At 75.0% G+C, this 13,259-nt stretch carries 14 protein-coding genes and 1 pseudogene; 4 read left to right on the top strand and 11 right to left on the bottom strand.

Annotated elements, in window-relative coordinates:
* The 7 genes and pseudogenes from I3F58_RS28090 to I3F58_RS28065 form a co-directional block, all read right to left on the bottom strand.
* On the bottom strand, positions 1 to 420 hold a 420-nt coding region (locus I3F58_RS28090), incomplete at its 3' end, for a glycosyltransferase (protein WP_275679020.1).
* A 107-nt stretch (positions 421 to 527) separates the two neighbouring features.
* Positions 528 to 803 (bottom strand): annotated as a pseudogene (locus I3F58_RS29915) (glycosyltransferase); the annotation flags it as partial.
* A gap of 191 nt (positions 804 to 994) precedes the next feature.
* Positions 995 to 2,089 carry a glutamate--cysteine ligase gene (locus tag I3F58_RS28085; RefSeq protein ID WP_240111522.1) on the bottom strand — a complete coding sequence of 365 codons (1,095 nt, stop codon included), beginning with the start codon at positions 2,087 to 2,089 and terminating at the stop codon, positions 995 to 997.
* An 80-nt stretch (positions 2,090 to 2,169) separates the two neighbouring features.
* Entirely contained in the window at positions 2,170 to 2,751 is a 582-nt protein-coding gene (locus I3F58_RS28080; RefSeq protein ID WP_240111521.1) for an HAD-IIIA family hydrolase, read from the bottom strand.
* 182 nt (positions 2,752 to 2,933) lie between these two features.
* Positions 2,934 to 3,137 carry a hypothetical protein gene (locus I3F58_RS28075; protein ID WP_240111520.1) on the bottom strand — a complete coding sequence of 68 codons (204 nt, stop codon included), beginning with the start codon at positions 3,135 to 3,137 and terminating at the stop codon, positions 2,934 to 2,936.
* A 220-nt stretch (positions 3,138 to 3,357) separates the two neighbouring features.
* Positions 3,358 to 4,599: an aromatic acid exporter family protein gene (locus I3F58_RS28070; RefSeq protein ID WP_240111519.1), complete on the bottom strand. Its 1,242-nt coding sequence runs from the start codon at positions 4,597 to 4,599 to the stop codon at positions 3,358 to 3,360.
* An 81-nt stretch (positions 4,600 to 4,680) separates the two neighbouring features.
* Positions 4,681 to 5,619, bottom strand: coding sequence for a LysR family transcriptional regulator (locus I3F58_RS28065; RefSeq protein WP_240111518.1), 939 nt, complete (start codon positions 5,617 to 5,619; stop codon positions 4,681 to 4,683).
* 108 nt (positions 5,620 to 5,727) lie between these two features.
* Between I3F58_RS28065 and I3F58_RS28060 the strand changes: the two genes are divergently transcribed.
* The 3 genes from I3F58_RS28060 (at position 5,728) to I3F58_RS28050 (ending at position 8,705) form a co-directional block, all read left to right on the top strand.
* Positions 5,728 to 6,117, top strand: a complete 390-nt coding sequence (locus I3F58_RS28060; protein WP_240111517.1) for a DUF4345 domain-containing protein — start codon at positions 5,728 to 5,730, stop codon at positions 6,115 to 6,117.
* 97 nt (positions 6,118 to 6,214) lie between these two features.
* Positions 6,215 to 8,209: an NAD(P)-binding protein gene (locus I3F58_RS28055; RefSeq protein WP_240111525.1), complete on the top strand. Its 1,995-nt coding sequence runs from the start codon at positions 6,215 to 6,217 to the stop codon at positions 8,207 to 8,209.
* Positions 8,210 to 8,276: 67 nt separating this feature from the next.
* Positions 8,277 to 8,705, top strand: a complete 429-nt coding sequence (locus I3F58_RS28050) for a cold shock domain-containing protein (RefSeq protein WP_240111524.1) — start codon at positions 8,277 to 8,279, stop codon at positions 8,703 to 8,705.
* A 73-nt stretch (positions 8,706 to 8,778) separates the two neighbouring features.
* Here I3F58_RS28050 and I3F58_RS28045 read toward each other — a convergent pair whose 3' ends face one another.
* Positions 8,779 to 9,015 (bottom strand): hypothetical protein, encoded by a 237-nt coding sequence (locus I3F58_RS28045; RefSeq protein WP_240111516.1) that lies wholly within the window; start codon positions 9,013 to 9,015, stop codon positions 8,779 to 8,781.
* A 46-nt stretch (positions 9,016 to 9,061) separates the two neighbouring features.
* Complete coding sequence (locus I3F58_RS28040; RefSeq protein ID WP_240111515.1) at positions 9,062 to 9,541, bottom strand: NUDIX domain-containing protein; 480 nt, start codon at positions 9,539 to 9,541, stop codon at positions 9,062 to 9,064.
* A gap of 59 nt (positions 9,542 to 9,600) precedes the next feature.
* On the opposite strand from I3F58_RS28040, the gene I3F58_RS28035 reads away from it, so the two are divergent.
* The gene (locus tag I3F58_RS28035) at positions 9,601 to 10,440 is read left to right on the top strand and encodes a uracil-DNA glycosylase (RefSeq protein ID WP_240111514.1); all 840 of its coding nucleotides are present in this window, start codon (positions 9,601 to 9,603) and stop codon (positions 10,438 to 10,440) included.
* A 48-nt stretch (positions 10,441 to 10,488) separates the two neighbouring features.
* Here the strand turns inward: I3F58_RS28035 and I3F58_RS28030 are convergent, their stop codons facing one another.
* Both I3F58_RS28030 and I3F58_RS28025 read right to left on the bottom strand, forming a co-directional pair.
* On the bottom strand, positions 10,489 to 11,250 hold the full coding sequence (locus I3F58_RS28030) for a GntR family transcriptional regulator (RefSeq protein WP_240111513.1): 762 nt from the start codon (positions 11,248 to 11,250) through the stop codon (positions 10,489 to 10,491).
* 282 nt (positions 11,251 to 11,532) lie between these two features.
* Positions 11,533 to 13,008 carry an NAD(P)/FAD-dependent oxidoreductase gene (locus tag I3F58_RS28025; RefSeq protein ID WP_240111512.1) on the bottom strand — a complete coding sequence of 492 codons (1,476 nt, stop codon included), beginning with the start codon at positions 13,006 to 13,008 and terminating at the stop codon, positions 11,533 to 11,535.
* Positions 13,009 to 13,259: the final 251 nt, after the last annotated feature.

The following is a 13,259-nucleotide window of genomic DNA, read 5'->3' as shown; positions in this document are numbered from 1 at the left end:
GCCGCACACCATGGCCTCCAGGGCCACGGCGCCGAACGGCTCGCGCTCGCCCGGGCAGACCACCACGTCCGCGGCGCGCAGCAGCGGCGGCACCTCGTCGTGGGCCACTGCGCCGGTGAGCCGCACCCGGTCCGCGACCCGGGCGGGCCGCGCCACATCGCGCAGCCGCAGTACCTCCGGATCGGCGTCCAGCAGCTCCGGCGGCGGGCCGCCCACGATCACCGGCTCCGCGTCCGGCAGCCGGGTCAGCGCCGTGACGGCCACCGCGGCCCCTTCGCCGGGGGCGAGCCATCCCGGCTGGACCAGCAGGCAGCGGGCGGCACCGCGTGCCGCGACCGGCCCGGCCGGACAGAACCGCTCGGGGTCGACGCCGTGCGGAACGACACGGACCCGCTCTCCGGGAATGCGCATCCGCCGCAGCGACCGCGCCTCGTCCCGGCAGGCCGCGATGATCCGGTCGCAGCCGAGGCCGACCTCCGGTCCGGCGCCGAGGCGACCCCGAGGGCCGGTCCCGGGGGGACCTTCCGCCGCCGTTCGGCCGAGCCCGGCCCCTGGTACGTGTGCAGCAGCGGCACCCGCGACGCACGTGTGGCGGTCAGCGACGCGACCCCGGACGCCCCGTGGTGGGAGTGCACCACATCGGGCAGCCGTTCCCGCAGGGCGTCCATCAGATGGCGCCCGAACTCCGGTGCATGCACAAGTAGTTGCTCCTCAGGCAGGGGCTCGGGCGGCCCGGCCGGCACATGGTGGACGACGACACCCGGGAGCTCGGGCACCTCCCGTCCGTCCCGGCGGGTGAACACCGTCACGGTGTGCCCCCGGTCCGCCAGGGCCCCGGCCGGTCCGGCCAGCCGGGACACCTGGACGCCCCCACCCGCCCGAACCCTCCGACACCAGCACCACGTCCAGCGGCCTCACGGGCCCGGCGGGTCCCCGCCGGTCACCGCGGCGGGTCATGCACGCACCTCCGGCGGCCTTTCGGCCCGTCCGGCGCTCACGGCGCCACCGTCTCGGTGATCAGCAGGTCCGTGAGGACCGCCGGGCCGCCCTCCAGGAGGGCTCTGCGCTGCCGGTCGGCCGGGGTGCCCTCCTGAAGCAGCCGGTGCACCAGCGAGGTCACCGCCCGGGTGTCCCCGGTCTCCTCCAGCGCCGGAGTGACCGCGTCGAGGAGCAGGCACAGCACATCGCCGGCCCGGCGGCAGCGGCCCTGCGGATCCATCAGCAGATCGCTCAGCCCGTGCCGCGCCGCATACCAGTTCGCGGCCTGGAGCCGCTCCGCCGGACACGCGGGCGACGGCGTCCCGGACAGCTCGTCCCGCAGCGAGGTCGCCACCAGGGCGCGGACCATGCCCGCGAACATCACTGCGGTGTCGGCGCGCAGCTGCACGTCCATGCAGCGCACCTCCACCGTCGGGTAGCGGTCCGAGAGCCGGGCCTGCCAGTACAGCTGGCCCGTGTCCGTGATCGCCCCCGAGTCCAGCAGGGTCCGCACCCGGCTGTCATGGTCGTCGAGGTGCGCGAAGTGCGGCGGCGGCCCGGCCACGGGCCACCGGCCGAAGATCACCGTGCGCCAGCTCGCGAACCCGGTGTCGTGACCGTCCCACAGGGGTGAGTTGGCCGACATCGCCACCAGCACCGGCAGCCACGGCCGGAGGCGGTTGAGGACCCCCACCGCGGTGGCCCGGTCGGGCACCCCGACATGCACGTGCATGCCGTTGACGAGCTGCTCCGCCACGAGCTGGGGCGCCTGCGCGCGCATCGCCAGATAGCGCGCGCTCTCGGTGACCGGGACGGGCGCCGCCTCGCGGAAGGGGGCGGTGCCCGCAGCGACGATCCGGCAGCCGTTCTTCTCCGCCGCCGTGCCGAGCGCGTGCCGCAGCCGCAGCAGGTGACCGCCCACCTCGTCCAGATCGCGGCAGACCGGGGTGGCCACCTCGACCTGGGACTGCAGGAGTTCCGGCTGGACCTCCGCCGCGTCCACGACCGGTCCCAGACCGGCCGCTGCGCGGACCTCGTCCGCGAGCGGCACGGGAAGACAGGTGACCGGATCGACCAGGAAGAACTCTTCCTCGACCCCAACTGTGATCATGCGCCGCCGGGTACCCGGAAAACCGCCCGTGAACCGGACACCCCGAGAGGACACGCCTCACCCGGACGGTGCGAACGCCCTCACAGCGGCCGCCGCACCGTCGACGGGTGTCCGAGCACATGCCGTACGGCTCCGAGCAGGTCCCGGCACACGTCGGGCGCCGCGGCCACCTCCGCCGGCAGGGTCCTGGTCGTCGGTACGAGGACCCCCCGGGCGCCTGCCGCACGCGCCGCGTCCATGTCCGTGCCGAGATCGCCGATCACCGCGCACCGGTCCGGCGCCGCCCGCAGCCGCCACGCGGCCTCCAGGATCAGCCCGGGGGCGGGCTTGCGGCAGCCGCAGCCGTCCTCGGGCAGGTGCGGACAGTGCAGCCACAGGTCCAGCGGCGCGCCCAGCAGCGCGTCGACCCGCGCGTTCACCTCCAGGACGGCCGCCTCCGTCAGCAGACCGCGCCCGATGCCCGGCTGGTTGGACACCACCCCGGCCGGTATGCGGTGCGCCCGCAGCAGCCGCACGGCCTCCCGCGCGCCCGGCATGAGCCGCACCCGCCGCAGGTCGCTGGACGGCACGTCCACGATCAGGGTGTCGTCCCGGTCGAAGAGCACCGCAGCCGGGTGGGCGGCGGGTTCCGGCGGGCGGCGCCCGGGCGCGGGAACGTTCATACTGCGTGGCCTCCCGTTCCGCTCCATGTCGGGACGTGCGGACTGTCCGTAATCGATCACGATATGCGTATACGGAGCGATCCGCAGGAGGGCGTACGCGTCAGTGCCGCACGGAACCGGGCTCTGCCCGGGAGCCGGCTTCGGCCCGGGCACCGGGCCCCGCTCAGGAGCGGGGGCTCCGGTCAGGTGCTGCTGGTCTGGTCCTCCGGATCCGGGTACCCCTCGGTCGGCTCGCCCTCCGCCTGGGAGGGCGTGGTCTGCCGTACGGGCCAGTAGTCGTCGTCGCCGGGCTCGCCGCCGCCCATCCCCCGGGACCGTTCCAGCCGCTCCCGCTCGCGCCGGCGCTCCCGCTGCTCGTCGTCCCGGGGAGAACTCCGCTCACCCATGCCCGCTCACTCCCTTCCCGGAAGCACGCGCCTCGTCAGGCGCGCGTCGCGTCGCTCACCGCCCGTCGAACGGCTGTGTGAGCCTCATCGCACGCGGGTACCCCCGGGGTGGCTGGCTTGAACCGCACCCAGTGGTTTATCGTTCATCTATGCGGTTGTGAAGACGCCTTCACAACCGCGCCGCCCCGGCTGGTTCCCCCGTCCAGCCGGGGCCCTTCTCCTACGCCGTGCCGCGCAGTCGCGCGGCCGCCGCCGCGAGCCTCGGAAAGCGCTCGCCCAGCTCCGACGCCCGCCGGTCCAGCTCCTGTGTCAGCCGCTCGGCGCGCTTCTCCACGTCCAGCTCGTCGAGGACCCGGTCGATCTCGCTCAGCAGCGCCCCGTGCAGCTGCCACTGACGCGGATGCTCCTGCACGTCCTCCAGCAGCAGATCCGCCACCCTGTCCCGGCCGGCCCGCCCCGCGGCCAGCGCCTCCGTGAGCCGGCCCTCCGCCTCCTCCGCGTTCACCGCGACCTGCGTGGTGATCAGCCCGGCGAAGCTCTCCACGGCCTGGGCCATATGTCCGAACAGCTCCTGCAGCCCGGCCGCCACGTCCGGTGGGAACAGCCGCTCCTCCGTCCGGAACTTCGCCAGGTCGGTCATGGTCCGCGACAGCACCCGCAGTACCACCGCGCAGATCTCCAGCGTGTCCAGCCCCGTCCGCAGCGCCACCCGCGCCAGCAGCCCCTGCCGCACCCGCGGGTTCAGCCGCAGGCTCTCCTCGGCCTGCCGCAGCGAGGCGTCGACCTCCACGATGTCGTGGTCCAGGCGCCGGGCCGCGTGCAGCCGGGCCGCCGCGTGCGCCACCGGCACATGGCCGAGGCCCGCCACGTCGTCGCCCATCTCCCGCAGCATCCGCCCCATGTCCCGGGCCAGCCCCTGGATGGACGCCCCCGCCGACTCCACCCACACCGGCGGCGCGAGCAGCAGGTTGAACAGCAGGCCCACCCCCGCCCCGATGAGCGTCTCCAGCACCCGGTGCCAGGCGGCCGAACCGACCGCCTGGGTCACCCCGAGGACCAGCATCGCGCTGATCGCCACCTCGGGGACGTACTCGCTGACCTTCACCAGATGCCCCACGATCAGCGCCGCGAAGACGGTCAGGCCGAGGCTCCACCAGGTCAGCCCGACCAGCGCACTGAACCCGATGGCCACCAGCACCCCGGCCACCACCGAGTTCACCCGGCGGATGCCGTTCGTGAGCGTCGCGTAGAGCGTCACCTGCACCACGAGCAGCGCGGTGAGGGGCGCCGTGAGCGGAGCGGGCTGCGCGGGCAGGAACATCAGTGCGACCACGTACGAGATGACCGCCGCGGCCGTGGAGCGCAGAGTCTGCGCGGCGACCGGCTCCGTCGTCCGCCGGACCAGTTTCACCACGGGCCCCGGCGCCCCCGGCGTCCCCCGCAGCCCCGGCACCTTCCGCATCCGCGCCCTACCCGTCCCGGCACAGCCGACCTGTCGCAAGCCCGTTACCCGCAGGGGGAGCACTCCTAACAGGTGCCCCCGTCAGGTGAGCCGCTCCCACCAGCGGGCGTCCGGCACCCCGGATCCCGCGAGCCCCCCGGCCGCCCACCGCACCGCCGCCACCTCCGGCACGTCCCTGCGCGCCCCCGTCCACGCCAGCAGCGCCGCGCACGGCGGCGCGTCGGCGACGTCGACGTACCGCACCCCGGGGCGCGGGAACAGCTCCCGGCAGGCCGCCGACACCAGCCGCAGCCCGTCCCCCTGCGCCACGGCCGCCAGACTTCCCTCGAAGCTCGTCGCCGCATGGCCGGTGTACGAGACGGGAGCGGCATCCGGCCGAGGATCGGCCGCCCAGAACGCCCGCCACCCCTGCGGCACCTCCGGCGACAGCCCCACCACCGGCACTCCGGCCAGCTCGGCCAGCGTCACGGACGGCCGCCCGGCCAGCGGGTGCCCGTCCGCCAGGCACGCCACGACCGGCTCCGCGGCCAGCCGCAGCGACTGCACGCCCCGCGGCACCGGCCCGTAGCACAGCACCACGTCCAGCTCCCCGTCCAGCAGCGCCCCGAACTGCTCCACGAGGTCCACCTCGCGCAGCGTCACCTTCAGCCCGGGCCACCGCCCCCGTACCCGCTCCACCAAGGCCCGCACGACCGGCAGCGCCGTCACATAGCAGCCCAGCACGACCTGTCCCGTCCCGGTGCGCTCCTGCTCCATCACCGCGGCACGCAGCACGTCGGCCGCCGCCACCGCCTCCCGCACCCGGGGGAGCAGCGCCTCGCCCGCGGCTGTGAGCCGCACCCGCCGGGTCGAGCGCTCCAGCAACGGCACACCCCACTGCTCCTCCAGCCGCCGCAGCTGCCGGCTCAGCGCGGGCTGGCTGAGATACAGCCGCCGGGCGGCCCGGCCGAAGTGCAGCTCCTCCGCGAGCACCAGCAGCACCCGCAGCTGACGCATGGTCGGATCCCCGCCACCACTCATGAACGGGACGTTATCAATCGGCCCCGAAGCGGCATCGGTGAGCGCTTCCCCGCGACCGGGCGCCCGCCGAGGATGGAACCACCGCACGCAACCGAGCAAGGAGCTGCCATGTCCACGTCGCACCGCGCGTTCCGGTCGGTGCTCGTCCTGCTGGGCCTGGTCATCGTGGGCACCGCCCTGGCCGACATCACCGCGGGCCCGTCCGTGCTGCCCGGCAGTCCCGGCGCGACCCCCACTCTGGACAGCAACTACCGTTTCTTCGCCGGGATCTGGTGCGCACTGGGCGTCGTCCTGCTGGCCGCCGCACGGCACGCGGGCCGCCATGTCTCCGGGGTCCGGGTCGTGTGCGGCGCGGTGTTCCTCGGCGGGCTGGCCCGCACCGTGTCGTATCTGGCGGCCGGTGCCCCGCACCCCCTGTTCGTCGCGGGCATCGGCGTCGAACTGCTGGTCCCGCCGCTGCTGCTCCTGTGGTCCGCCCGCGTCCCCCGGGAGCCGTGAGCCGTCCCCCCATGGACACAACCCCGCAGGCTGCAGGCATCCTTGGGGCGTGTTTCCGATTCCTCATCAGCCCCAGCACACTCCCGGCACGGGCCCCATGGTCGTCTGCGGCGACGACGCGCTGGCGGACCGGCTCGCGCACGAGCTGAACGACGTGTACGGGGAGCGGGTGACCCTGGTGGTCCCCGGCCGCGGCGAGTCCGCCCCGGCGGACGGGTCCCGGCCCCGGCCGAGCCGGAGCGCCTTCGCGCTCTTCGGCCGGATGACCGCCGCGGTGACCCGCCCCGCCGCCGGACCGTACGACCGCGCAGGGGACGGCCGTACGGGACCGGCGGGCCGGGCGGGGCACCGCGGCGGAGGGGCGCCCACCGGCCACACCGTGCACGGGCCCGGCACGGGTGAGGGGGTCCGGGTGCTGGAGGTCCCCGAGGCCGACGAGGCCGCGCTGCTGGACGCGGGCGTCGAGCGGGCCGCCGCACTGGCCCTGGTCTACGAGGACGACGACACCAACATCCGCGCCGCCCTGCTGGCCCGCCGTCTCAACCCCGCCGTGCGGCTGGTCATCCGCATGTACAACCGCAAGCTGGGCCAGCACCTGGAAGAGCTGCTCGACCAGGCAGCCGCCCTCGCCCTGCCCGGCATCGACCCGGAGGTGCTGGACGCCTCCACCACCGTCCTGTCCGACGCGGACACGGCCGCGCCCGCGCTCGCCGCCACCGCCGTCGCGGGCACCAGCAAGATCGTCCACGCGGACGGCCTGCTGCTGCGCGCCGTCGAACGTACCCCGTCGGGGCGCGGGGAGGTCGCGGACCCCGGCCTGTGCCCGCTCGCTCTGCTGTCGTCCACCGCCAACGACCCTGCGGGCAGCGACGGTTCGGACAGCAGCGGCGAGCAGGGCCCGCGGCTGCTGCCCGACGACCGGGCGGTCGCCGCCGCGACCGGGCGCGGCATGATCGCGCTGGAGGCCGTCTCCTACGCGGGCCCGACCCTCCCGGCCAAGCGCCTCGGCCGGGCGGCCGTACCGTTCGGCTCCCTGTTCTCCCCGCGGCTGCGCTGGTCCTTCGCGGGACTGGTCGCCGCTGTCACCGCCATCGCCGTGGCGACCGCGATCACCACCGACACGCACCCGCTGCACGCCGCCTACATCACCCTCCTCGACCTGTTCGCGATCAACGACCCGGCCCTCGAGGACGACAAGGACCGGCAGATCCTCCAGATCCTGACCGGATTCCTGGGACTGCTCCTGCTGCCGATGCTGGTCGCCGCGATCCTGGAGGCACTCGGCACGTTCCGCACGGCGACGGCCCTGCGCCGCCCGCCGCGCGGACTGTCCGGCCATGTGGTGCTGCTCGGCCTCGGCAAGGTCGGCACCCGCGTCCTGCGTCGGCTGCGCGAGCTGGACATCCCGGTGGTGTGCGTCGAGTCCGACCCGGAGGCGCGGGGCATCGCCACGGCCCGGCGTCTGCGGGTCCCCGTGGTCCTCGGGGACGTCACCGAGGAGGGCGTGCTGGAGGCCGCCCGCGTCCACAAGGCGCACTCACTGCTCGCGTTGACCAGCCTGGACATCACCAACCTGGAGGCCGTCCTGTACGCCCGCTCGCTCCGCCCCGACCTGCGGGTGGTGCTGCGGCTGTACGACGACGACATCGCGACCGCCGTCTACCGCACCCTGCGCGTCGCGCACCCCGAGGCGCTCACCCGCAGCCGCAGCGTCTCCCACCTGGCCGCACCGGCCTTCGCGGGTGCCATGATGGGCCGTCAGATCCTGGGCGCGATTCCGGTCGAGCGCCGGGTGCTGCTGTTCGCGGCGGTCGTCGTGGCGGGCCATCCCGAGCTGGAGGGCCGCACGGTCGCGGAGGCGTTCCGCCCGGGCGCCTGGCGGGTTGTCGCACTCGACCCCACCGCCCCCGACCAGCGCCGTCCCGACCTGGCGGCCGTCCGCACCGAAGGCGGGGGCCTGCGGCGCACCGGTTTGGTGTGGGACCTGCACCCCGGGTACGTTCTGCGGGCCGAGGACCGTGTGGTCCTGGCCGCGACGCGGCTGGGGCTCGCGGAACTGCTGGGCCGCCGGGCACCGGGACCGACCCCGTGACGGGCGTGTCCCGGTGGATCACTAGGGTGTGGCCCGGCACGCAGCGGCGAGGTGTGGAGGTATGGCCGTGCTGATGGTGGGGAAGATCCTGCGGTTCGACGAGGTGCGGGGTTACGGGTTCATCGTCCCGCGCGAGGGCGGCGAGGACGTCTTCATGCACGCGAACGACCTGGTGGACGAGAAGTACCTGTACCAGGCCGGTCGCGAGGTGGAGTTCTACCTGGAGATGGGCGACAAGGGGCCCAAGGCCTCGGAGATCCGGCTCCTGGACCGCCAGGCGGCGGCCGGGCGCGCCCCCGTCGTGGTGCCGGCCGGCCGCCCCGCGGTCGAGGACCTGGACGACGACGGCCTGGACGTGCTGACGACGGCCGAGTTCCAGGCCGAGCTGACCGAGGCCCTCATCGAGGCGGACGGCACACTGACCGCCGCCCAGCTGAAGCGGGTCCGGACCCGCGTCACGGAGCTGGCCCGCCACCACGGCTGGCTGGAAGGCTGACCCGGAGCAGCGCACGACGGCAGCAGGGGCCGCGACCCGGTACGGGTCGCGGCCCCTGCCGCGTCTCCCGGCTTCAGGGCGCGGACAGGGGATCCCCTCGCAGCGCTGCCACGAGACGGAGCAGTCTGCCCTCGTTCCCGGTCAGCCCAGCCCGGCGCAGGGCCTCGTCGGCCTCGGCCATGGGGGAGGACAGGTACTGGGCGGCCAGGGGCGCGAGCACCGGGTCACCCATGACGGCCTGGGTGGTCTCGACCAGCCGGATGTACGCCTGTGCCGCGGCCCGCTCGTCGGGCGTGAGGGTGATCGTCATACGCCCCACTCTCCCGTACGCCGCCGACAACCCGCGGCGGTGACACTCAGCCCGCGTCACGCTCCCGCGCATACGCCAACAGCCGCTCCACGAACACCCTCTGACCCGCCACCAGTCTCACCGAGGCCTCCTCGGGCGTGCACCAGGCGACCCGGTCCACCTCCGGGAACTCCCGCATCACCCCCGAGCCCCGCGGCCACTCCATGGTGAACGTCCCCGGCACCACCCGTGCCGGATCCAGGTCCGCCTCGACCGCCCACGCGGTCACCACCTTGCCGCCCGCCTGCCGGACCTCGCCCAGCGGCACCGGCTCCCCGTCCGGCGCGGGAAGCCCCAGCTCCTCCGCGAACTCCCGGCGCGCCGCGTCCTGCGGCGCCTCACCCTCCTCGTACTCCCCCTTCGGCACCGACCACGCCCCCGCGTCCCGCCGCGCCCAGAACGGCCCGCCCATATGGGCGATCAGCACCTCCGGTCCGCTCATCGGGCCACGGAACAACAACAGCCCCGCACTGCGCCTCTCCGCCATACCCCCAGTCTGCCCCCCGGCCCGCCCGCAGCGCGCCCCGGCGGGCTACCGTCGGCCGTATGCGACGCGACCGCACCGCGGTGAAGAAGTCTTCCGGGGACGCGGCCCGGGGTGACACCGGGCCGGGCCCGGCCGGTGGCGGGGAGGGGCCGGACGCGTCCGGGTTCCCCGCCCGCACCGCGCCTCGCGCACGCTCGCTGGCCGCACTGGACGAGCGGGTGACCCACTGCCGGGCCTGCCCGCGCCTGGTCGACTGGCGGGAACAGGTCGCCCGCGAGCGGCGCCCGGCCCACCGGGACCAGGACTACTGGGCCCGGCCCGTGCCCGGCTTCGGCCCCGACGACGCCGCGCTCCTCGTCGTCGGGCTCGCCCCCGCCGCGCACGGCGGCAACCGCACCGGCCGCATGTTCACCGGTGACCGCTCCGGCGAAGCCCTGTTCGCCGCACTGCACCGCCTCGGGCTCGCGAACCGGGCCGAGGCCACGTCCCGCGACGACGGGCTGCGCCTGACCGGTGTACGGGTCACCGCGCCCGTCCACTGCGCGCCGCCCGCCAACCGGCCGACCCCGGCGGAGCGCGACACCTGCCGCCCCTGGCTGGTCCGCGAACTGCGCCTGCTGCGCCCGGCCCTGCGGGCCGTCGTGGTGCTCGGTGCGTACGGCTGGCAGGCCCTGCTCCCGGCGGCGGCCGAGGCGGGCTGGTCCGTGCCCCGGCCCCGCCCCGCCTTCACCCACGGCGCCCGTGCCACCCTCACCACGAGGGCCGGGGACGGCCCGGACCTGCCGCTGTTCGGCTGCTACCACGTGAGCAGGCGGAACACGTCCACGGGCCTGCTGACCCCGGAGATGCTGTCGGACGTCCTGGCTCGGGCCGCACACGCGGCGGAGCTGACGGTATGAGCCCTCCCGGGGGCGTAGGCCCCGAGAGGGCCGCACGGGGCGGGCGCCCTATCCGGTGAACTCGTACGTCAGCCGTGCCGACTCCGGCGCGAACCGGATGTCCGTCACCTCCAGTACATGCCCGTGCTGGTCCGACACCTCCCGATGCACGGTCAGGTACGCCGTCGCACCCGGGACGTGCACCCCGACGGACTCCCGCAGGGTCACCCGCAGCCCCGCCCGGTGCATCCAGTGGTACAGCAGCCGCATGTCGGGCCGTCCGGCCCGGGCCTCGTGCCGCCGGTAGCGGGCGAGTTCGGGCACTTCGGCCAGCGCGTGGCGGGAGAACAGGGAGACCGCCTCCCGCTCGGCCGAACCGTCCGGCCCCAGCAGCCGGTGACGGTGCACGAGCGTCGGCTCCCCCGGCAGCAGCGCCAGCCGCTCCGAGGTCCCGGGCGGCGCGGGCTCCCAGCCCAGCACCGCCTCGGCCGCCGCCGCGGCCGTGGGACCCGCGCCGCCCCGGTCCACGGCGCACGGGAACTCCAGCAGCCCTGACCCGAGTACGGGGCCGCCGCCCGGCCTGGCGCTCACCGGCGCGGTGTCCGTCGCCGCGTACGTTCCGCGCCGCTCGGTGAGCACCAGCCCCTCCTCGCGGAGCAGCCGCAGCGCGCTGCGCACGGTCTGCCGGTTCACCTGGAAGCGGTCCACGAGCGAGCGTTCCGAGGGGAGCCGGGTGCCGGGGGCGATTCTGCGCTGGGTGAGGTCGTCCCGGAGCGCGGCGGCGACCTGGAGGTAGAGCGGGAGCACTGTGGGAGCGTGAGGTTCAGACATGTTCAACCCTCAATTTTCGCTCAGCGTAGCTGAATGAGCCGTAGAGGTAACCATCCCTATCATTGGTCTAAACCTATTTGGAAGACCGGCTCGGACCACCCGGCGAACTCTGGCTGAAAGGCGGGGGACGGGTGCGGCGAAAGGGCGGAGGCGATGCCGGGACCCCTGGACGGAATGCTCCGCGAACCCTCCGGCGGCCGCCCGGACGCGGCCCCGCCCCTGGGCGCCGGACGCCACGCGTGCCGTGCGCCCCAGGGGCGGAGGGAGCGGGGCCCCCTCACCTCACCACGCCCCAGGCCCCGCCATGCCCGCCACGTCATCGATGGTCCGTCGAAGGGGCGGGCGAACCCGCACCGGCGGCTCGGGCCCGAGCAGCACCGCCCGCGCCACCTCCGGCGCGAACAGACGGCTCACCGGCCTCACCAGATTGAGCACGTCGCGAAACGCCGCCCCCACCACCGGGTGGCCCCCCGCCCGCGCCTGCACCCGCGCCAGATACCAGCTCGCGGGCCGCTCCATCGCACTGGTCCGGGCCGCGTTCCCGGTCGCCCCCGGCATCTTCCTGTCCGCGCCCGCGGAGATCGCCCACGCCTGCCGGGACACCTGGAACAGCGCTCGCTGCACCCGTGCCGTGCTGGGCGTACGACGCCGGTCGCCCAGCGCGTCCCGCAACGCCACCGCCCCGAGTGCGCCCACCGACATGCCCTGCCCGTAGATCGGGTTGAAGGTGCACAGCGCGTCCCCGGTCACCAGGAACCCGGCGGGCCGCCGCCCCGGAAGATCGTACCGGCGCCGCACGTTCGCCGTGTTGCGGAAGCCGTACACGGGTGAGTCCGGCTGCGCCTTCGTCACCCAGTCCCGTACGAGCGGGTCCGGGAACGCCTCGGTGAACGCCTCGAACCCCTTCTCGTCCGTGGGGGGTTCGTCACCCCGCAGCCCCGCCAGCGTCACCAGGAAGCGGCCGTCCTCCATCGGCAGCACCACCGCCGTGTGTGTCTGCCCGGGGTTCGGCACGATGTACGTGCCGAGCGCGTCCGTATCGTCGAAGTGCCGCTCGTTGCGGTACACGCGGGTCGCGTACGCCAGCCCCGTGTCGAGGGTCTCCTCCCGCGGCGGCTCCGCCCCGATCGCGGCCAGCCACTCGGGCGCCTTCGACCCGCGTCCCGACGCGTCCACCACCAGGTCCGCGGCCAGCAGCCGGGGCTCCGTCTCCCGGCCGGCCGTGCCCCGCTCCCGTACCAGTACGCCCCGCACCCGCGCCGCGTCCCCGGCCAGCCCCACGGTCTCGGTGCCCTCCAGCACGTCGACCCTCGGGTCGGCCAGGACCCGGCGCCGCACCGCGTGCTCCAGCTGCGGACGTGATCCGCAGAGGAAGTGATGGGTCGGCTCCGTACGCCAGATCCACGAGCCGTGCTGCCACTGGATCATGTCCCCGGGCACGCCCACCCGCGGCGCGCCCGCCGCCCGCAGCTCCTCGGTCACGCCCGGCAGCAGTTCGTCCATGGCCCGCTGGCCGGCCTCCAGCAGCACATGGATGTGGCGTCCCTGCGGCACGCCCGCCCGGGGCTCGGCCTCCTGGGGGAGGCGGTCCCGTTCGACGACCGTCACCCGCTCCGCGTGTGCGGCGAGCGACCGGGCCGTCAGCAGCCCGGCCACCCCGCCGCCGATCACCACGGCGTGCCGTGCCGCCCTCCGCCCCGTCTCCGGACCGCCACCCGCGGCGCCATCCGTCGCACGGCTGTCCAACTGGTCGGTCATTCCAGGCCCCTTCGCGTCGAGGATCTGACGACTGACCAGTATTCCCGGTTCGTTGGGGGAAGGCTGCGGGCGCCGGGCCGCGGGCACGGGGCCTGCTCCGGCCGCCCGGGCGGACCGGCAGCCGGGGTCTGCGACCCGGAGGCGGCGGTCGGGTGACGGAGGCGGACGGCCGGAGCGCGGCCGTCGTCCGGGCGCGGGCGGCATGGCGGTCGCCGTCCGTGGCATCGGGACCGGCCGCGCGAGGACGAACC

It is taken from the genome of Streptomyces sp. MUM 203J (genome assembly GCF_022414595.1).
Taxonomy (GTDB): Bacteria; Actinomycetota; Actinomycetes; order Streptomycetales; family Streptomycetaceae; genus Streptomyces.
The sequence above is the reverse complement of the archived record's forward strand: the minus strand, read 5'-3'. Positions and strand labels throughout refer to the sequence as shown.